Source organism: Halanaerobium praevalens DSM 2228 (genome assembly GCF_000165465.1).
GTDB lineage: Bacteria > Bacillota > Halanaerobiia > Halanaerobiales > Halanaerobiaceae > Halanaerobium > Halanaerobium praevalens.
Map to the genome: position 1 here is coordinate 2,243,436 of NC_017455.1, position 19,220 is coordinate 2,262,655.

Below are 19,220 nucleotides of genomic sequence, written 5' to 3' on the forward strand. Positions count from 1 at the left end.
ATTTTTTTAGTTGAAAGCTATTTTCTACCTTTATTAAAATACATCTTCTGATCAGCTAGCTTAAAAACTTCATTTAAATCCTGACTACTTGTTTCCATTACAGCAAAACCCAAAGAAATAGACAAAGGAGCCAAAAGATTATCTTGCTGATTAAACTGTTCTATCTTTTTTCTTATTCGCTGACAAATTTTTTGAGCCTCTTTTTTAGTAGTTTTTTCTAAAATAATGGCAAATTCATCTCCACCAATGCGAGCTGCTACATCTTCAGTCCTAGCAGTTGACTGCAAAATATCTGCTGCAGCAATTATAAATTTATCCCCTTTTTGGTGACCATAATTGTCATTTATTGATTTAAGTCCATCTAAATCTCCAATAATAATTGCAATTGGAGTTTGACGGGAAGATTGCAATCTTTTTAACTCATTTTTAAAATATCTTCGATTATATAAACCGGTTAGGCCATCATAAAAAGAAAGATATTCTAATTTTTCTTCATGCTTTTTTTGATCGGTGATCTCCATCACATAAGTCACCTTTTTATAGCTGCCATCAATGCCTTTAATTCTGGCTGCAGTGGCAGTGATAAAAATTTGTTTTCCATTTTTCTTTTTAACCTTCCATTCTCCCCTCATTTCAAAACCTTGTTCAATAAAATCGGCATGTAGCTTAGTTAAAGACTCCTTATTTTCCTCAGTTGCAACCATAGTAAAGTGCTCACCTAAAAGTTCTTGTTCACTGTAGCCATAAATTTTACAGTAATGAGCATTGACTTTTTCAAAAAAACCATTTTCATCTGTAATACAAAATCCAATTGGGACTTCATTGATTATTTTACTATTCATTTTCACCATTGCAATTAGCTCTTTTTTGGATAATTTAGTTAAATCCATCTTTAAGTTCACCACATTCCATTTATTATAGTCATTTTTTTAATTATTTATAATTAAAATAAGTTGATTTTTTCTTATTCCAATTTAGCCTATTATACTGACAATAAGAATTTTGACGCTCTTCGGGCAAGCCACGAGGATTCCTTATTCATAGAAAATTGCCTAATTAAAGCATAGCAAAAGCTAGATTAAGTTGGTCTTATGCTCTCTCCAAAGGCTTAAATTCGGGTATGCCCTACCCTATTATATAGTCTATCTAAGTCCCAAGTCTAACTTACCTTGTTTTAAGAGGTTTAGACTTGCATTTTCAGATTTAATTATGCTCATTATACCACAACTGATAATTTAATTAAATAAAATACATCATTGCTATTATATCCAAAAGCCATAGTTATAAAAACAAAAACCTCCATCATTGACTGAACAAAATGAAGTTTCTCTAAGGGTAAATCATTTCTTATTGAGATACTAATTTTATTCTATTTTCCGCAGTAAGCCTCAGGCGCGGTAAAATATACAGTATTTTACAACTATATGGGATATTCCCAACACTAGATTGCTGCTATGATAGTGATTATAAGAAAAAATGCTAATATAAGGAACTTCGACAAAACTCTCCGAAGCCTTAAGCGTAGGTTCGACTCCTACCAGGGTCACCATTTTATTATATGCTGTTTTTAAGCATTTTCAAGATCAAAAACTAGTTCTTCTAGCTCTATATTCATCATTTCTACCTCATACTGGTTAGCAATTGTTTCATTTATGAAAACTTCCGGTAACTATTTTGAAATCCACATGCTTTTATCATTATTCCATTGACAAGTAAAAACTTCATCATTATTTTCAATATTATCACTCATACAAGTACCTCCAGGTATCTTTTCACTATATTCTTAACCCCTGTAACTTTTGCATAATCAAGTAGTTTAGAAATGTTCTTATCCTTACTCTTAAGATAGTTCTGCATAGCCTCTTTTACAACATCAGTACCCACTTTATTTCTCAGTCTGATGCAGTCACAGATTGTTTTCTCCTCATCATATATTTTAACCTTACTACCCTCAATATCTACCTCTTTAATCCCTGTATTAAACTGTTTCTCTGCAAAATAAAAAATAGAGATCGGCGGATAATCAGACAGTTTTGGCCTGTGCTCATCTCGGTGAATGGCAATATAATACTCCCAGGGGTTGGTTGTAGTGAGATCATAATATGAAAGAGCTGAAAGCAGACAAATTACACCGTTAGGAACTATATTAGTTACTTCGATTAGTTCTATATTGCTATTAAACTCGTTACCATTCCAGCGATACAGACCCCTTTTGATCCTACTAATCTCTCCCTCTTCCTGAAGTTTGTATAAATGTGATGAATGAATATCTGCCTCAAGTATATCTTTAGTCCGAGCATATCCATTATTCCTCTCAAATATATTCTTTATCTTATTGTAAATAGTAGGATCCATAATTACACCTCCATTATAATCATCCGCACTTATAGATATGTGCGGAGTTTTTTAACACTTTCTCTGTTTTCAGTTTATCACTTTAGCTCAATATAGACAAGTTAATTCAATTATAATATCCTGAAAGCTCTAGTAATTCTATGTTTATCAGTTTTCTAATAAACCTCTTCATCCTGTCCACTAAAATTTATAGTTTGATAATAAACTAAATAGGCAAAAAAATAACCAGACAATATGGCTGGAATAATTAAATATGACTCAGAATATCTTCTATCGCTATTTTAAGTTATCTTAATTTATTTGTTATAACATTCCAAACTATTTCCAAATCCACTTCAAAATAGTCATGTATTAATATATCTCTGAGGCCAGCAATTTTTCTCCACTCTATTGCAGGATAATCCACTCGAATATCAGCTGGTACATTAAAAATTCAGTAATTTCTTGAGCTGTCATATTATCGACCTCCTATTTCCATTTCATTTTGAAATCATCCCTTTATTACTTTCTCCTTTTATTATATCCAAAAGCTATAGTTATAAAAACAAAAACCCCTAGAAAAGCTCCATCAATAACTGAACAAAATGAAGTTTCTCTGAGGGTAAATTATCTTCAATTGAGATATAATATTTGATTGCCTGAATTTAGAAAATTAATTTTTGAGTTTAATTCATTTTTGAATTAAACTAATTAGATTAAAAAAGTTTTAAGCTATTTCAAAACATGATTAGCTAAAGCCTGCTGTACTTCAAAAATATTACTTGATTTTTTGCCAAACTTTTTTTCAATCGGTCCTGCTACCCCTGCAATCCAAACTTTTAACTCTGAATCTAAATCAAAGGTTCCGGCTGATTCTACACTAAAATGTCTAATATTTTTATATGGTATAGAATGAAATTCTTTTTTGCTGCCAGTAACTCCCTGAATATCAACTAGAATTAATCTTTTATTAGTAAAAACAAAGTAATCTCTTAAAATCTTGTAACCACTTTCTATCTTTTCTCCTGCAATTATTACCTCTTTTAATTCCTCTTCCAGTTGAACTTCATTCATTTCGCTTGCATTTCCCATTAAACCATCTAATAAACCCATTCTCTCTCCTCCTGTTAATTTAATATCTGTTAAAATATTTTTATAATTTTTTTATAGTTAAAATCTAATATCTAATATTAATAGTTCTCTAATTAGCTCTATTTTCCTTTTTTAAAAACGAAAAACTTAATTTTTATTAATTTCTAAACTGCAATTTTTTCTACCAAAACATTTGTTTTTTTGTGATATAATTAGTTTAAGTGGAAAACTAAGAAAGGAGGGTAGAAAATTATGGAAGAAATATTTAGCCTTATCAGCACTTATGGTTTCCCCATGGTTTTGTCAATTTATCTTTTAGTTAGATTTGAACCTTTAATTAAAGAACTAAAAGAGTCAATTGATACTTTAATTATGATTAATGACAATGATCAAAATTTTAAACATTAAAAAAAAGGCCCCTGCCTTTAAACAGAGACCACCGCTAACTTAGTAATCTTCTAATTCTTTTTTGAGGAATTTAACATATAATTAATAATATATTTTTGTTAAAAAAGCGTCTGTAAATAAAAAAATTAAAGACAGACGCTTTTTTTATTTTTCAGTCTCTGCCTCTTTTTCAAAAAACTTAAAACAACCCTTATTCTTATTTTTAACTTCATACATTGTCAAATCAGCTTTGCGCATTAAGTCTTCAATTGCTTGACCATCTTCAGGATAAATTACAGCTCCAATTGAAGATCCGATCTGATATTCTTTACCCTTTAGCTTAATTACTTCTTTTAAACTTTTATGAATTTTTTCAATTATTTTTTGAGCATCTTTTTTGGCTGCTAAATTTCGCAAAATAATTGTAAATTCATCTCCACCCATGCGAGCTACAGTATCAGATTGGCGCACAGCATTTAGTAAACGCTGGCCCACTGTAATCAAAACATCATCTCCAACATCATGCCCATAATTATCATTGATAGCTTTAAAATGATCTAGATCTAAAAAAATAAGGGAAAATTTATTGTCATTTTCTTGCTGATTTTTAATTGTCTCAGCTAAAATTTCAAAAAATAATTTTCTATTAACTAAACCAGTTAAATTATCATAATTAGCCTGTTTTTCTAATTGTAATTCCAGTTTTTTGCGGGCAGTAATATCTTTAGAAGAACCAACAAGGTGAGTTACTTTTTGCTCTTTAATCACAGGTGTTAAACTAGTTAACCAAATTCTTTTGCCTGCTGGTAAATTAAGTTCTTCTTCATAAGTAATACTTTTAGCTGCTAAAACAGCTTTTTGATAGTTACTACTAATTTTTTTACCCTGTTCAGCTCCAAATAATTCTCTTGGAGTTTTATTTTGAATTTCAGCTAAAGCAATACCTGTCTTATTTTGGTGAGCTAAGTTATTGCGTAAATAATGGAATTTACCTTCAGGGCCAACTTTAATTAAAAACATTGCATCTTGAGTTCCATTAAAAACCTTTTGGTATTCCTCTTTTAAACGTGACACTTCTTTTTCTGCCAATTTTAAATCAGTAATATCTGTATGGGCTCCTAACATCCTAATTGCTTGTCCATTTTGATCTCTAATTGCTAAACCACGGCATCTAATCCAGACAGTAGAACCATTTTTATGCCGATAACGAACTATTTGATCATAAGGATGATTTGGATCTGCACAATGTTTTTCAAAATTTTCGCTTGCCAACTTTAGATCTTCTTTAAAAATAATATCCTGCCATTCACTTGCCAAATGTTTTTTTTGCTCTGGATCATAACCTAAAGTCTGCCAAAATTTAGGGCTCATCCATTCCTGTTCTGGATTTTCCAAATCCCAATACCAGATTCCATCTAAAGAACCTGATTGGATAAACTCAAAAATACTATTATCATTCTGCACTAAATTATATAATTCATTTTGTAGATAATTATTCTGCAAGCTAAATCTCTCCTATCTGCTTTAATCATAAATATTTTTAACTAAAATAATTATTCCATCAGATTAAGCTTTTTTGCCACTAAATTAGTTGTAGTTGCCTGTAATAATAAAGTGATAATAATTGTCATAAAAGAAATAGCTACTATATGATCAATATAAGGTATTTCAAATTCCATCAACATTCCAGTTAAAGCTGCAGGCATGACACCTGTTTCTCGAATCCAGCTCATAAAAATTAATTCGTTTAAGCTCCAATCTGATTTTTTATCAAAATAAGTTGAAGCAAAAACAGTCAGTGGTCTGGCTATAAAAATAAAGATCGCTATAATCAATAAGTGAATCCAAAAATTATTTAAAAGTATTTCAAAATCAATCATAGTTCCTAAAACAATAAAAATCATCATCCTTAAAATTAAGCCAAAGGTTTCATTAACTTCTTCTTGGACTCTTCTGTTTTTTAAATCACATTTTAAGCCTAAAGACAGCTTATTGCCACAGATCATCCCAGCTACAAAACTAGCCATAAAACCACTGCCACCTATATATTCAGCCACTAAATATGAAGTTAAAGCTACAAAAATCGACATTATAGGGGAAAAATTTTTCAGAAAACCATAACTGCTTTGAGAAATGAAAAAAGTTCCAAAAACACCTAATAAAATACCAGCAAGAATACCAAAGCTTATATCTTTGAAAAAAAGAATAAAACTATGAGCTATATTTAAATGATTTGAAGTAATAATACTTAAAAATGTAAAAAACAAGACTGAACCAACAGCATCATTAAAGGCTGATTCGCTTGTTATTGTCTGAGTAAGTTTTCTTTTTATACTACATTTTTGAAAAATAGGAACTAAAGTAGCTGGATCAGTTGGAGCCAAAATTGCACCTAAAAGTAAAGCTACAGCTATTGGCATTCCCAATAATAGTTTTGAAGAAACAGCTACAACAAGAGTTGAGATTAAAACTCCAACTGTTGCCAAAAGTGTTATGGTTAACCACACTTTTTTTACTATTTTAAGCTTTATTTCTCTTCCTCCAAGATATAAGATAAAAGCAGTTCCTGTTGTTAAAATTAATTTAACAGTTAAAGAACTACTGCCTAAATTTAAAATATCTATTCCATAAGGACCAAAAAAGATACCTACTAATAAATAAAGTACAACATCAGGTAATTTAATTTTTTCCGAAATAGCCCCACCTAACATACCACCGAGAAAAATTAAAGATGTCATCAAAAGAATTTCCTGAACAATTTGAGAATCCATTTTTATCACCTCTGATACAAGATTATACTAACAATTATTGTATTATAACATACTAAAAAAGCATGTCAAGCTCTAAATTTCTTCTGCTGATACATTTTTTGATCAGCCTGATTAAAACATTTTTCTAAATCTGCAACTTGCTCAGTTACAGTTTCAGAGCCTAAAGCAATAGTTAATGGTTCTGGTAATTCACCTTTTTGATTCTCAATTTTTATATTTCTTTCAATTCTGCTGATCACAGTTTGGGCTAAATTCTGATCAGTTCTAGCTAAAATAATAGCAAATTCATCTCCCCCGATTCGAGCCACAATATCATCTTCTCTGAGGCTTTTTTCTAAGGCAGCAGCTGTTTTTTTAATATAATGATCTCCCATACTGTGGCCATAATTATCATTTATTATTTTTAAATTATCAATATCACCAATTATCAAACTGATTGGATATTGATATGAATTCCGCAGTTCAGCTAAGCGTTTGTTAAAATAGCGGCGATTATAAAGGCCAGTTAGCTCATCGTGAATTGATAAATATTCAATTTCTTTAGCTGCTCTTTTTTGTTGATCAATATCAATATGAACTCCTACTATTCTCTTAACTGCTCCTGTATTATCTCTTTCTATTACTTTACCGATATCCCGAATCCATTTCCAACTGCCAGATTTAGTTAATAATCTATATTGACTAGAATAGATAGCCGTTTTACCCTGAAAATGATCATTCATTTTCTCAAAAATACGGGCTTCATCTTCTGAGTGAAGCAATTTTAACCAAGTATTTATATTTTTTTCTAATTCGGAGAGTTGATAACCTAACATCTGAGCCCAATTGTGATTATAATGGACTGCATTTGTTTTGACATTCCAGTCCCAAATTCCAATTTTAGCCCCATCAACTGCTAATTCTAATCTTTCTTTGACTTCTTTGAGTTCTCTTTTTCTTTTTTCATTTTCAGTTATATCATTAATTAAAATACAAATACAATTATCAAAACCTCCATTTTTAACTCGAAAACTATTTATTTTACATACTTTAGTTTTAGTTCCAACTTTAAATTTAATTTTCTGCTCATATCTATATTTTTTAACAATATTATTAACTAGGTCATATTTAGCTTGACTTGCTATTTGAGGCTGAATAAAATCAAATAAATACTGATTTTTACTTACTACTTGCGAAATCCCAAAAACAATTTCAGCTTGGTGGTTAACTCTAATTATCTTTAAATTATGATCAACCAAAATTATGGCTTGAGGTAAATTTTTAAATACATTATCTAAAATCTGGCCCTGCCTCTGCATAAATTATATTTTCGCTCCTTTCCTATCATTTTAATGATATTACTTACTTTTTATAATTCTTGATTAAAGTTATAATCCCTGTTTTTTATTTCTTAATTTTAAGTTAATTTGACAAAAAAGGCTTAAAATAATATAATGAATTAAGATTCATAAAAAAGGAGGCTTTTTATGCCTAAAATTATCCAAAATATAGAAAAGAAAATTAATCAGGCTACACTTAAATTATTAGAAGACCATAATTATCAGAGTTTAAATATGAAACTAATTGCCCAAGAAGCAGAAATGGCTGTTGGAACCTTATATAATTATTATCAGAACAAAGAAGAGTTGTTTTTGGCTGTTTTTAAGCAGAGTTGGCAAAAAACTTTTGTTAAACTAGATCAAATTTTAAGTGAACAAAAAAAAGAGAAAAATATATTAGTTGAACTAGTTATTAGTTTATATAATGAAATCTGTCAGCGCAAAGGCATTGGAAGTGAAATTATTAAAGCTGATATTTTTAATGAAAATGATATTTCAGTCATCAAAAAAACTTTAAGATCCAAATTTAAAAGTGCTTTAAAAATTTTAGAGCAGAATCAAAAAATTGAACTTAAAAAAGCAGTAGAAATTAGATTAATTGACAGCCTTATTTTAACTACTGTTCATTTGGCTACAGATTATTCTGAACAAAAAGAAGAAAATATAGAATTTATTAAAAGTATTATTCAAAAAATATAGTAAAAAGAGAAAAGACTATATTTTTTTAAAATTAAATGAATCTTTATTCATAAAAAGGAGAGTATAAAAAATGATTAGTTTATTAACAATTATCTTTGCTGGCTGGGGAGCTGGTATTGTCACAGGTTTAGTTGGGGCTTCAGCTGTAGTAATTGTAACACCGATTTTAGTTAACTTTTTAGGTTATAGTCCTTATACAGCGATTGGAATTAGTTTAGCAACAGATGTAATTGCTTCTTCTATTTCTGCTTATACTTATCACAAGCACGGTAATACAGATATTAAAAATGGAATCTATATGACTATAGCAGCTGTGATTGCAGCTTTAGTTGGGAGTAAACTATCAGGTCAAATGTCAGATTCAATTTTAGGTGGAAGCACAAATATAGTAATTTTATTTTTAGGTATTTCTTTTTTAAGAAAGCCAATTCATCAGCGGATAGAAGATTTTAAAGAAAAATTTGATTTATCATTCTGGAAAAAAAGAAAGCTCTTTTCTTCTTTATTTTTTGGTAGCTTAATTGGTCTAATGTGTGGCATAGTTGGAGCTGGTGGGGGAATGATTATTTTATTGATTTTAACTTTTGTTTTAGGTTACTCAGTTCATATTGCAATTGGAACCTCTGTAATTATTATGACTTTTACGGCTTTATCTGGCTCAATTGGCCATTTTATAGTCGAAGCCTCTGTTCCTTACCTCGAGGTTGTTTTAAGCTGTTTTGGAGCTTTAATCGGGGCTTTAATGGCTGCTAATTATGCCAATTTGGCTTCAGAAGAAAAGTTATCAAAATTAGTGGGTACAGCTTTTATTTGCTTAGGTTTAATCTCTTTAGCTTAGAAAGTGAGATTGACAGAATAGACTTAATTAGATAAGATTAATATTAAATATCTAACAGGAGGTTTTCTAATGCAAGCAGCAAAAAAAAGAGTTTTTTCTGGGATTCAACCAACAGGCAAAATACATATTGGAAATTATGTTGGGGCTTTAAGTCTCTGGGTTGAAAACCAAAAAAAATATGATAATATTTTTTGTATAGTTGATTTACATTCACTGACAATTCCAGAAAATATCGATCCTAAATATCTAAGAAAAAAAGTTAAAGAAATAGCAGCCTTATATCTAGCTTGTGGTATTGATCCCCAAGAATCAACAATTTTTGTTCAATCTCATGTTCCTCAACACGCTGAGCTTACTTGGCTTTTAAATTGTGTGACTCCAATGGGCTGGCTGCAGAGAATGACTCAGTTTAAGGATAAATCGAAAAAATCAGATTCAGTTAGTACAGCTTTATTTGATTATCCAGTTTTAATGGCTTCTGATATTTTGCTTTATCAAACTGATTTAGTTCCAGTTGGTGAAGATCAAAAACAACATATAGAAATCACTAGAGATATTGCCCAGCGTTTTAACCATCTTTATGGAGATACTTTTAAAATTCCCAAAGAATTAATTAAAAAAAGTGGAGCCAGAATTATGGGTTTTGATGATCCCGAAAATAAGATGAGTAAAAGTACAGGTGAAATCAAAGCAAGACATTCAATTGGACTTTTAGATTCTAAAGCAGATATAAAAAATACTATTATGAAAGCTACAACTGATTCCAACCGTGAGTTTAGATTTGACCATGCTTCAGCTGGAGTTAAAAATATGTTAGTTTTATATGAAAATTTAAGTGGAAAATCACGTTCTAAAATAGAAGCACATTTTGCTGGCTCAAATTATGGCCAACTTAAGAGAGAATTAGTTGAGCTGACAATTGAAAACTTAGAGCCAATCCAAAAAGAATATCAAAGAATTATTAAAGAAGATTCTTATCTAGATGATATTTTAGAAAAAGGCCAAAAAAAGGCCAGTCAAATTGCAGCTAAAACTTTAGCTGAAGTTAAAAAAAATATGGGTTTAAACTAAGCTTTTAATTATAAAAGAGGTGCAAAAATGGCTGAGCAATTTAAATTTAAATTTAAGAAGTTTAATTTTTTTGATCAGGATTACAAAAAAGTTAAAAAATTATATGAACAAGCTTTTCCCGAATATGAAAGAATCAATTTGGCCTTTTTAAATCTAAGAAGCTGGCAAAAAGGTTTTGAGTTATTAGCCATTTATCGGAGAAATAAATTTGTGGGTTTTTGTTACCTTATCTCACAGGGAGACTTAACTTTAGTCCTCTATCTTGCTCTTAGCAAAAAATTCCAAGGTCAGGGTTTTGGATCTCTAATCTTAGCTCAAATTAAGGAATATAAAAAAAAGCAGCGGCTTATTTTGGAAATTGAAATCCCCAAAAAAGAAGCTGATAATTATCAACAGCGCCAGCGTAGAAAAAATTTCTATTTAAAAAATGGTTTTGAATTTAGTGGACTAATTACTCAAGAAAAAACTGAAGAGTTTGAAATAATGATTCTCAAAGGTAAACAAGTTACTAGTCAGGAATATTTGGCGATTTTAAAAAAATTTTTTACTCCCTTACTCTTTAAATTTTATAGTCCGCGAGTTTATTCTAAGAACTAGCAAAAGAGCTGCCATCTCAGGCAGCTCTTTTAGTTTTTTTACTAAATTATTAGAGTTGATTTAAAAGCTCTTTATTTTCTTGATAAATCTTTAAGATTAATTCTCCAAATAGGGTATTAGCCCAGGCAAACCAAGCTCGAGTAAAGTTAGCTGGATTATCTTTATTAAATGATTCGTGCATCAAACCAGTACCAGCATGAGTTGATTTTAAAAGCTTTAAACAGCTAATAATCTCTTGGGGCTCAGTACTTGTTAATGCTCTTAAAATAATTCCCATTGGCCAGATATTTTCTTTACCAGAATGCGGACTTCCCTGGCCAACTGCTGCTTGGCCTTGAATAAAGAAAGGATTATCTGAGCTTAATAAAAACCGACGGGTATTTTGATAAATTTGATCATCAGCCTTAGCAATCCCTAGATAATTTAGAGAAATTAGAGAAGGCACATTGGCATCATCCATAAATACTCTATTACCAAAACCATCTACCTCATAAGCATAAATTGGCCCATAATCTAAATGCTCAAAAACTCCATATTTTTCAACAGCTGCTTCAACCTCAGCTGCAAGTTGACTACACTTAGCAGCAAATTTTTGATCAGCAAATTCTGAATTATAGAGCTTAGCTAATTTTTTAAGAACAGAAACTGCAAACAGATTTGAAGGAATTAAATAAGGAAATAAGGTTGCATCATCAGATGGTCTAAAAGCAGAATGGATTAGACCAACCTTTTTAGTTGGTCTACCAGTTCCCTTAAAAGTTGCTGCTTCGATCATTTCTGTTGTTTGACGAACAAAATAGTAGTCACTTTCATCATTTTTACGCTGTTCAGTCTTTAAGGTTTTATAAATTAAGCGCATTGCCTGATCTAATTTTTCAGTAAAAATTGATTTATCTTCAACAGATTGAGTATAACCTGTAATTAATCTCACTACAGCACAGAGAGAATCAATTTCCCATTTTCTTTCGTGGACTCCTGGTTTAGGCTGTGGTTTATCAGCTGCAAAAGGAGATTTTTGCTTGCTATCTTTATAAAAAGCATTAGCATAAGGATCTCTAAGCACAAATTCCACCTGTCTTTTAATTAAGCCCTTAATCATTTTTTTTAGTTTTGGGTCTTCTTTCAGCAAAGGCAAATAGGGCCAGACCTGAGCTGTAGAATCTCGCAGCCACATTGCATCAATATCACCTGTAATTACATAGCTTTCAGCTTCTCCATTTTTTTCCTGATAACTAACAGTTGTATCTAAAGTATTGGGATAACAATTGCTAAATAACCAAGCTAATTCTTGATCATCAATAAAAGCTACTACCTCCTCAATTTTTGCTTCTACAGCTTCACTTACAAAACAACGCTCATTTTGAGGTGGTCTTTTAGTAGAAAGTCTCTCCATCTTTAAACATCCTTTCTATAAACTCAATTTAAATGTCTTAATTTCATATGGTTTAATCGTAAATTCAAACTGATTATTATTAACTGCTAATTTTTCAATTTCATTTTCATTTAGATCACACTCAAAAACTTGAGCCAATTCTTTTTGAGTATTAACTTTAATTGCAGTTTTAGTCCTTCTATTATAGGCCTCATAAACTCTAAGAATCAGATCATCACTAGCTTCTGCTTTTTTAACTACTTCTAGAATTACATTTTCAGCTGCAAGCTCAAATAAAGAATAATTTGCTTTTAAATTACCTTCTTGTTTTGCTACAACTCGCTTAAACAAAGGTTGGTTTAATTTATAGGCTTCTTTAATTGTAGCTGCTTTTTTCCAATCTCCCTGATGAGGATAAAGGGAATATTTAAAGTTATGAATTTCTCTATCAGCAGCTTCATTTGGATCTTTAGCAGATTTAAGCAGAGTTAAACGCATTCTACTTTCCTGAATATCATAACCATATTTACAGTCATTTAATAAGCTAACTCCATAATTATCTTCCGAAATATCAGCCCATTTATGACCAACAACCTCAAATTGAGCCTGATCCCAGCTAGTATTTGAATGAGTATTTCTTTTTAAATTACCATATTGAATTTCGTAAGTTGCCTGATCACTATGAACATCAACTGGAAATTCTGCTTTAAGTAATATCTGTTCTTCTTGCCAATCAATAGTTGTATCAAAATCAATCCTCGGTAGTGTGCTATAAATCTGAACCAACTGCTCAATTTTAGAATCTAAAAATTTCTTAGTAATTTTGAGAGTAGCTCTAACTGGGCCATTTTCTATAACTTCAATTTTTTCTACCTCTTCAACTTGCCAGCGTTTTTCCTGATAATAAATATTAATATCCCAAGCATCCCAGTTATGAGGCTTATCTTCGAAAGCAGCCAAAACATTTGCTTTTTCTCCTGCTTTTAAAACCTCACGCTCTGCTTTTTTATCATAAATAGAATCAAGATTAGCCTGCTGATCAAATTGAAGTTTAAAGAAATCATTTTCCATTTGCTGACTGCTAACTTGGAGTGTATTTGCTTTTACTTTGTTTTTGCTTTCTACAACTTCCAGTCTGAAAACTTTAAATCCATATGCTGGAATTGAAGGAGCCATAAAAATTATTTTTTGAGTTTCAGACTCAGCATCCGAGTCAGAGCTAGAATCTAAATACTGGACTGGAATTTCTTGCTCTCCATCATATAATTTAATAAATTTAATTCCAGCTGGTAACTCTAATTCGACAATATCATTTCGTTTAAAATCTAACTGATTAAAAACTATAATCGAATCACTTTCTAAATTAATAGCAGCTGTGATTTGATCTAACTTCTGCTCTAATAGTTTTTCTCCTTTTTCCATTAGCTCTAAATATTGTGCTTCTGACTCTTCGTAAACAGGTTTAATCGAAGTTCCTGGAATAATATCATGGAATTGATTTAGGAGTATTTTTTCCCAACCAGCATTAATTTCTGTTTGAGGATAATCAGTAGATCCAAAAATTAGATCTTTAAGTACACTAAAAAATTCAAGGTTTTGGTATAAAAATTCACTTTTACGGTTATATTTTTTGTTTCTGGCCATTGAAGTATAAGTTCCACGATGATATTCAAGATATAGTTCTCCTACCCATTTTGGTACCTGTTTTTCTTTTAGACGCTGGTCTAGTTCTTCAAAAAACTGACGTGAACTTCCTCTTTTCACCTTTGGTAGACCGGGAATTCCTTTTTCTAATCTTTTGGCATTTTCGTGCATTGCTTTAGTAACTCCACCACCACCATCTCCATGACCATAGGCAAATAATATTTGATTATTAATATCTTTTTGCTGATAACGCTGCCAACCACCTTTAACTTGAGATGGATTTAAAATCCCATTATAGGTTGTAAAAAAACCTTCAGAATCATAATCAGTTGTTGTAATAAAGTGAGAGAGGACTTCTGAGCCATCAATCCCCTGCCACTTAAAAGTATCATAAGGTATTTTATTATATTCATTCCAGCTTAATTTAGTTGTCATAAAATAATCGATACCAAATTTCTTTAAAATCTGAGGTAAAGCAGCACTATAACCAAAGACATCAGGCAGCCATAAGACTTTGTTTTCAACTCCAAACTCATCTCTAAAAAAACGAGTCCCAAATAAAATTTGTCTAATTAAGGATTCTCCCGAGGAAATATTGCAATCTGCCTCAAGCCACATTGCCCCTTCTGCTTCCCATTGGCCAGACTTTACTTTTGCTTTAACTCTCTCAAATTGAGCTGGTTGTTCTTCTTTTAAATATTTATATAATTGCGGCTGACTTGACATAAAAACATAATCAGGATAAGCTTCCATCTGATTTAAAACTGTAGAAAAACTGCGGCATACTTTTTCTCTGGTCTGCTCTAAAGTCCAGAGCCAGGCAACATCAATATGAGTATGGCCAACACAGTGAGTTATCACATCTTCTGACCCACAATAACCATTATAAAATTCTTTTTCCAAATAATTAATTGCTTGATCTACTGACTGATCAAAACTTGGAGAATAAACTTTGCGCAAATCAAGTAGATTAACTGCCTGATTAAGATAATTGATGATATCTAGTTGGATTTTTTGGTTATCAGCATTAACTTTAGCTGCTTCTAGAGGCACTTTAAGATCATAATAGAGTTTTTCCAGTTTTGGATTTAAAATAGCCAATTTTGTTTTGACTCGAATTTTCCCATCTTTAAAACCAGCAAAACCACCACGCTTATTGGCCTGCCAAGTCCCATTATATCCATGCAGATAAAGAGTATGGCTCTGACCTGCTTTGGCTTTTTTGGTTATTTGAACTACTTTATGATTTTGATCAATCCCTTGCTGCAGCTGCTGATCTACATAAACTACAGCTTCTGGCAATTTTTCTGCAAAAATAACTACCAATTCTTGACCTGCCATTTTTTCTGGTACCTCAAATTTAGTTTTTAGCCAAAAATGTTCTTTTTCTTGGGCCTGCTCGCCAAATATATAATCAGACCATTTAGCTGGGTCTTTTTTTAAATCAGTTAAATTTTTAGCTTTTGACTTTTTTATTTGATAATTACTTAATTCTACTTTGGCTGAATAAATATAACTTTTTATTTCTTCAGTTAAACGATTTAGTCTTTCAATTTTCATAGTTAAAACCTCCTCTAGTATTTTTTAATTATTTAGTTCTTTTTTTATTTTTCTGCCTCATAAGCTGTACTCATTTTAATACTTTCTGCCTTTGTTTCAGCTTGAACTGTATAATAAATCCGTCCCGCTTGACTGCCAAAATTCAAATTATCTAATTTAAATCTAGAACTATCATTCGGGTCAATTGCTTGAGATAAAAATGGTTTTTGAGCATCTAAGCTCTGATATAAATGAACTGTTTGAGCTCCCACAATATTTTCTAAAATAAATTCATCTTGAGCTCCCTTATTATTTAAAGCTTGGGCATAACTAAGGGGAATATAATTTGTTCTTGCAACTCTAGGCTCTTTGTAGAGCTGGAATTCATAGATTCTAATTGCTCCCCAGGGTGATTCTCCCGAATTATCAATCCACAGTCTAAAATATTGAGCAATAACTGCTTCTTTTAAATTTCGATCTGTAATCATAGCCTCATTATTTTTAACTTGATCTAAATCTTGATAAGTTTTGCCTTTGTCAGCAGAAAACTGTAATTTGAAATCTCTGGTATTCATTAATTTTGTTTCTCCACCTGCTTCTGCGTGTTCTACCCGCCAGCGCTGAACTTGCTGCGGCTGGTCTAGCTTAATTTCCAACCAACCTTTTTCTGCATTTGTTACACACCATTTACTATTATTAGCAACAGTACCATCAACTGCTTTTGCAGCTGGTTCTGCCTTGTTTTCTGCACTAGCTCTTACTTTTTTAGCTAAAGCTAGATTAATTCTTGTTTTGGATTCTGGAATTTCTGTAGCAGAAGGTGGAATTTTAAAAGCAAAATTTAAATAAGCTGCTTCGCCTCTTTTATAATTTTGACTTACAGGAACAAGCTTAATTTTAACTTTATCAGTATTTTTTTCTCTTTCAAGTTTGGAAATATAATAAGCATGATTATAAGTCGCTCCTATAAATTCTTCTTTTTGATTAGTTTTGACTCGATAAAGCTCATAAAAAGCTAAATTAGGATTATCAAGTTTTGGCCAAGAAATTCTAGCTTCTAAGCTTTGGGCATTTTGATAAATTAAACGATCAATATTTATCTCAGCTGGAGCTTTGATTGGCTGTATTTTTGCTTGATCATAGATTTTAATTTGACCTAAATTTAATTTATAATTCTCGATTTTAGTTTTAGCTTTAACTTTCAGAGCCACAGCATAAATTCTCTGACCGGCAATAGATTTTAATGGTAACTGAACTTGCTGCCATTGATTATCTCCTTTAACTTTTAAATCAAAAAATTTATAATCCTTTGGCTGAGCTTGAGGTTTTAAAGATAAACCAAGCTCTAAATCAGCAGCAGCTATTGGACTTTTATAAGTTAAAGCTAAATAACTGGCCTGATTGATATCTAATTTTGTTTTATATAAAGCAATAATATTAGCTTTTTTAGCTGCTAAATCACCACTTAATTTTAAGGAACTGCCTCCATTATAAGCATCTTCAAAATCAAAACCAGCCTTTAATTTGGGACCAACTGAATCTATTTGCCAGCGCCAAGTTGGTAAATATTCTTGTAAAGAGCGATTGTTCCAGGCTGAATCTTTAGCCAATTTACCTGCTATAAAATATTTTTTTCCCTGACCTGTATTAAAATTACTGACAAAGGGTTTGCTCCTAATTGCTGATTTCGTACTAACAAAGCTTGCCATACCCGGCCAATCTATTTGTTCTTCCAGCTGCTCGACTGAATCTAAATTAGCAGCTGAGCCAAGCCAAAAAATACTTTCTTTTTTATAAAAATCTAAAGGGTCTTGTGCCATCGAAAGAGTAGAATTAGGAGCAAATAAACCAAGTGATACTTTTAGTTTTGAATTAGTATCTAATAGTTCTTCAACTCTAAATTCTGTTAAATAAGAATTCTGCTGCACATCAAGCCCAGCGTAAACAGCATAAGGACTCCGCTGATGTTTTTTAGCTGTTTGAACAGATTTTTCAATTTTTGCTTGATTCCAATTGTAATTTAAGAAAAATTGATCTGCTATTTTGGCTCCATTTTTTTGAAAAAAATGATCATTTTTGTCGTTTAAAGCATCTTGATAAACAACTGGTCCTTGATTGATCATTGAATCATACCAGCTAATAATCAGTTCTGGTTTTTTAGCCTTTAGATAACTAATAAATTCTATTAATTTTTCCGAATCTGCAGCAGTTGTACCATAGCTTTCTTGGTTAAAAAAATAACCATCAAAACCATAAAAATCTGCAATTTCTATTAATTTATTGGCAGCTATAAACTCACCCGCTTGATCTTGCTGCAAAAAGTCTCTAAGTCGTTTTACATACCCTTTGCCTTGACCCCAAGGGAAACCTATAGTTCCTAAGACAGGAACTCCGTTTTTATGAGCAGCATTAATTATATCAGCTGTGGGAACTAAGCCTGCCCAATAAACATAAGTGTCCAAATACTGCCAATAAGAAAAGTTGTAGGTACTAAATGAATCTGTACCTCGGGCAGGAGCATTTTTAGTATCTGCATTAGTTAAAGCAATACTCATGATCTTTGCTTCTGGATTAACACCTTGTTTAAAGTTGGGGCCAGCAAATCTCTTTTTTAAAGAAATATTTGCCTGATTATATTTGGCATCAGGATCTTGACTAGGCTCCCAATCTACTACATCTTCTACTTCAATAAAAGGTCCATAAGGCTGTAAAATTCGATTAAGATTTACCGGCTTTTTCAAAGCAGCTGCTCTCTCTGGATAAAAACTTAAACTAAATAAAAAAAAGATTAAAAAACTAAAAACTATTATTTTTCCTGCCTTATTTAAAACCACTCTATAATTTAGCATAAATAAGCCTCCCAATTATATTTAATTATTTGACTAAGTTCTATATTGAATAAATAACCCTTTTAAAATATAAGCAACCCATAAAGCATAAAAAACAGCTGTAAAAAGTACAAAAAAACTATTCCAGCTCAAAACTAAATAAATTAGCGGAAAAAAACTGAGGCATTTAATAGTAGTTAAAAAATGGCGATTAGCCATTACAAAAGATGCTTTGAAAGCATTAAATAAATCAACATGATGTCTGGCCAAAAGTGGAAAAATATAAATGCTAATCAGTAAAAGCTCAAAGAAGACTACAAGTTGTAAAAAATAGATATATTTTGCTAATTCAACTGGAATTAAATTAATATTAATTAGATTAACATAAATTAAATAAAAAGCAGTTAGTAAAATTAACCAAATCAAGCTGGCTTTTTTAAAATTAAGTTTAAAGCTTTGATAAAAAGCCTGTGGTATAGAGGCAATACTTTCTTTATTTACTAATTTAAAACTAAGATAAAATAAAGCTGTAGTTGAGGCTCCAATACTGACTAAAGCTAAACTAAAAAAAAGCCAGAGAAAATTAAGCAATAAAATTTTATAAACTAACTTAAAAAAACTAAATAAAGGGCCGTCATAATTGAGATATTTTTTCTGCATTCTTAACCACCTTAAACTAAAATACTTAACTGATTTTTGGGAACTTAAACTAAGCTGACCTGAAATTGA

The 19,220-nt window shown here is 31.1% G+C and carries 16 protein-coding genes; 5 read left to right on the forward strand and 11 right to left on the reverse strand.

The features are described from left to right. Positions 1–17: 17 nt before the first annotated feature. The 4 genes from HPRAE_RS10505 to HPRAE_RS10515 all read right to left on the reverse strand — a co-directional run bounded on the left by HPRAE_RS10505 (position 18) and on the right by HPRAE_RS10515 (position 3,447). Positions 18–890, reverse strand: a complete 873-nt coding sequence (locus HPRAE_RS10505; protein WP_050756009.1) for a sensor domain-containing diguanylate cyclase — start codon at positions 888–890, stop codon at positions 18–20. An 856-nt stretch (positions 891–1,746) separates the two neighbouring features. After that, positions 1,747–2,355, reverse strand: a complete 609-nt coding sequence (locus HPRAE_RS10510) for a type IV toxin-antitoxin system AbiEi family antitoxin domain-containing protein (protein ID WP_014554185.1) — start codon at positions 2,353–2,355, stop codon at positions 1,747–1,749. Positions 2,356–2,641: 286 nt separating this feature from the next. Continuing rightward, a complete protein-coding gene (locus HPRAE_RS11325; protein WP_280985075.1) occupies positions 2,642–2,761 on the reverse strand; it encodes a HepT-like ribonuclease domain-containing protein in 120 nt (39 codons plus the stop codon). Positions 2,762–3,066: 305 nt separating this feature from the next. Beyond that, positions 3,067–3,447 carry a PH domain-containing protein gene (locus HPRAE_RS10515; RefSeq protein ID WP_014554186.1) on the reverse strand — a complete coding sequence of 127 codons (381 nt, stop codon included), beginning with the start codon at positions 3,445–3,447 and terminating at the stop codon, positions 3,067–3,069. Between the two features lie 231 nt (positions 3,448–3,678). Between HPRAE_RS10515 and HPRAE_RS11095 the strand changes: the two genes are divergently transcribed. Next, positions 3,679–3,834 (forward strand): YvrJ family protein, encoded by a 156-nt coding sequence (locus HPRAE_RS11095; protein ID WP_014554187.1) that lies wholly within the window; start codon positions 3,679–3,681, stop codon positions 3,832–3,834. A gap of 144 nt (positions 3,835–3,978) precedes the next feature. Here HPRAE_RS11095 and HPRAE_RS10520 read toward each other — a convergent pair whose 3' ends face one another. The 3 genes from HPRAE_RS10520 to HPRAE_RS10530 all read right to left on the reverse strand — a co-directional run bounded on the left by HPRAE_RS10520 (position 3,979) and on the right by HPRAE_RS10530 (position 7,882). Beyond that, entirely contained in the window at positions 3,979–5,316 is a 1,338-nt protein-coding gene (locus HPRAE_RS10520; RefSeq protein WP_014554188.1) for a sensor domain-containing diguanylate cyclase, read from the reverse strand. A gap of 50 nt (positions 5,317–5,366) precedes the next feature. Next, positions 5,367–6,584 (reverse strand): cation:proton antiporter, encoded by a 1,218-nt coding sequence (locus HPRAE_RS10525; RefSeq protein ID WP_014554189.1) that lies wholly within the window; start codon positions 6,582–6,584, stop codon positions 5,367–5,369. A gap of 65 nt (positions 6,585–6,649) precedes the next feature. After that, positions 6,650–7,882: a sensor domain-containing diguanylate cyclase gene (locus HPRAE_RS10530; protein ID WP_014554190.1), complete on the reverse strand. Its 1,233-nt coding sequence runs from the start codon at positions 7,880–7,882 to the stop codon at positions 6,650–6,652. Between the two features lie 168 nt (positions 7,883–8,050). On the opposite strand from HPRAE_RS10530, the gene HPRAE_RS10960 reads away from it, so the two are divergent. From HPRAE_RS10960 to HPRAE_RS10550, 4 genes are all read left to right on the forward strand, one after another. Continuing rightward, complete coding sequence (locus tag HPRAE_RS10960; RefSeq protein ID WP_014554191.1) at positions 8,051–8,602, forward strand: TetR/AcrR family transcriptional regulator; 552 nt, start codon at positions 8,051–8,053, stop codon at positions 8,600–8,602. A gap of 70 nt (positions 8,603–8,672) precedes the next feature. Beyond that, positions 8,673–9,440, forward strand: a complete 768-nt coding sequence (locus HPRAE_RS10540; RefSeq protein ID WP_014554192.1) for a sulfite exporter TauE/SafE family protein — start codon at positions 8,673–8,675, stop codon at positions 9,438–9,440. A 69-nt stretch (positions 9,441–9,509) separates the two neighbouring features. After that, the gene (gene trpS, locus HPRAE_RS10545; protein ID WP_014554193.1) at positions 9,510–10,511 is read left to right on the forward strand and encodes a tryptophan--tRNA ligase; all 1,002 of its coding nucleotides are present in this window, start codon (positions 9,510–9,512) and stop codon (positions 10,509–10,511) included. 27 nt (positions 10,512–10,538) lie between these two features. Then, the gene (locus HPRAE_RS10550) at positions 10,539–11,108 is read left to right on the forward strand and encodes a GNAT family N-acetyltransferase (protein ID WP_014554194.1); all 570 of its coding nucleotides are present in this window, start codon (positions 10,539–10,541) and stop codon (positions 11,106–11,108) included. 49 nt (positions 11,109–11,157) lie between these two features. Here the strand turns inward: HPRAE_RS10550 and HPRAE_RS10555 are convergent, their stop codons facing one another. The 4 genes from HPRAE_RS10555 to HPRAE_RS10570 are packed head-to-tail and all read right to left on the reverse strand — an operon-like array spanning position 11,158 to position 19,151. Then, a complete protein-coding gene (locus tag HPRAE_RS10555; RefSeq protein ID WP_014554195.1) occupies positions 11,158–12,501 on the reverse strand; it encodes a glycoside hydrolase family 125 protein in 1,344 nt (447 codons plus the stop codon). Positions 12,502–12,516: 15 nt separating this feature from the next. Next, the gene (locus HPRAE_RS10560; protein WP_014554196.1) at positions 12,517–15,684 is read right to left on the reverse strand and encodes an alpha-mannosidase; all 3,168 of its coding nucleotides are present in this window, start codon (positions 15,682–15,684) and stop codon (positions 12,517–12,519) included. A gap of 44 nt (positions 15,685–15,728) precedes the next feature. Further along, positions 15,729–18,512, reverse strand: a complete 2,784-nt coding sequence (locus tag HPRAE_RS10565; protein ID WP_014554197.1) for an endo-beta-N-acetylglucosaminidase — start codon at positions 18,510–18,512, stop codon at positions 15,729–15,731. A 33-nt stretch (positions 18,513–18,545) separates the two neighbouring features. Further along, positions 18,546–19,151 carry a DUF624 domain-containing protein gene (locus HPRAE_RS10570; protein ID WP_014554198.1) on the reverse strand — a complete coding sequence of 202 codons (606 nt, stop codon included), beginning with the start codon at positions 19,149–19,151 and terminating at the stop codon, positions 18,546–18,548. Positions 19,152–19,220: the final 69 nt, after the last annotated feature.

Coding starts and splice junctions, on each gene's coding strand:
- HPRAE_RS10505 (WP_050756009.1), bottom strand. CDS start 890: ATGGATTTAACTAAATTATCCAAAAAAGAGCTAATTGCAATGGTGAAA.
- HPRAE_RS10510 (WP_014554185.1), bottom strand. CDS start 2,355: ATGGATCCTACTATTTACAATAAGATAAAGAATATATTTGAGAGGAAT.
- HPRAE_RS10515 (WP_014554186.1), bottom strand. CDS start 3,447: ATGGGTTTATTAGATGGTTTAATGGGAAATGCAAGCGAAATGAATGAA.
- HPRAE_RS11095 (WP_014554187.1), top strand. CDS start 3,679: ATGGAAGAAATATTTAGCCTTATCAGCACTTATGGTTTCCCCATGGTT.
- HPRAE_RS10525 (WP_014554189.1), bottom strand. CDS start 6,584: ATGGATTCTCAAATTGTTCAGGAAATTCTTTTGATGACATCTTTAATT.
- HPRAE_RS10530 (WP_014554190.1), bottom strand. CDS start 7,882: ATGCAGAGGCAGGGCCAGATTTTAGATAATGTATTTAAAAATTTACCT.
- HPRAE_RS10960 (WP_014554191.1), top strand. CDS start 8,051: ATGCCTAAAATTATCCAAAATATAGAAAAGAAAATTAATCAGGCTACA.
- HPRAE_RS10540 (WP_014554192.1), top strand. CDS start 8,673: ATGATTAGTTTATTAACAATTATCTTTGCTGGCTGGGGAGCTGGTATT.
- trpS (WP_014554193.1), top strand. CDS start 9,510: ATGCAAGCAGCAAAAAAAAGAGTTTTTTCTGGGATTCAACCAACAGGC.
- HPRAE_RS10550 (WP_014554194.1), top strand. CDS start 10,539: ATGGCTGAGCAATTTAAATTTAAATTTAAGAAGTTTAATTTTTTTGAT.
- HPRAE_RS10555 (WP_014554195.1), bottom strand. CDS start 12,501: ATGGAGAGACTTTCTACTAAAAGACCACCTCAAAATGAGCGTTGTTTT.
- HPRAE_RS10560 (WP_014554196.1), bottom strand. CDS start 15,684: ATGAAAATTGAAAGACTAAATCGTTTAACTGAAGAAATAAAAAGTTAT.
- HPRAE_RS10565 (WP_014554197.1), bottom strand. CDS start 18,512: ATGCTAAATTATAGAGTGGTTTTAAATAAGGCAGGAAAAATAATAGTT.
- HPRAE_RS10570 (WP_014554198.1), bottom strand. CDS start 19,151: ATGCAGAAAAAATATCTCAATTATGACGGCCCTTTATTTAGTTTTTTT.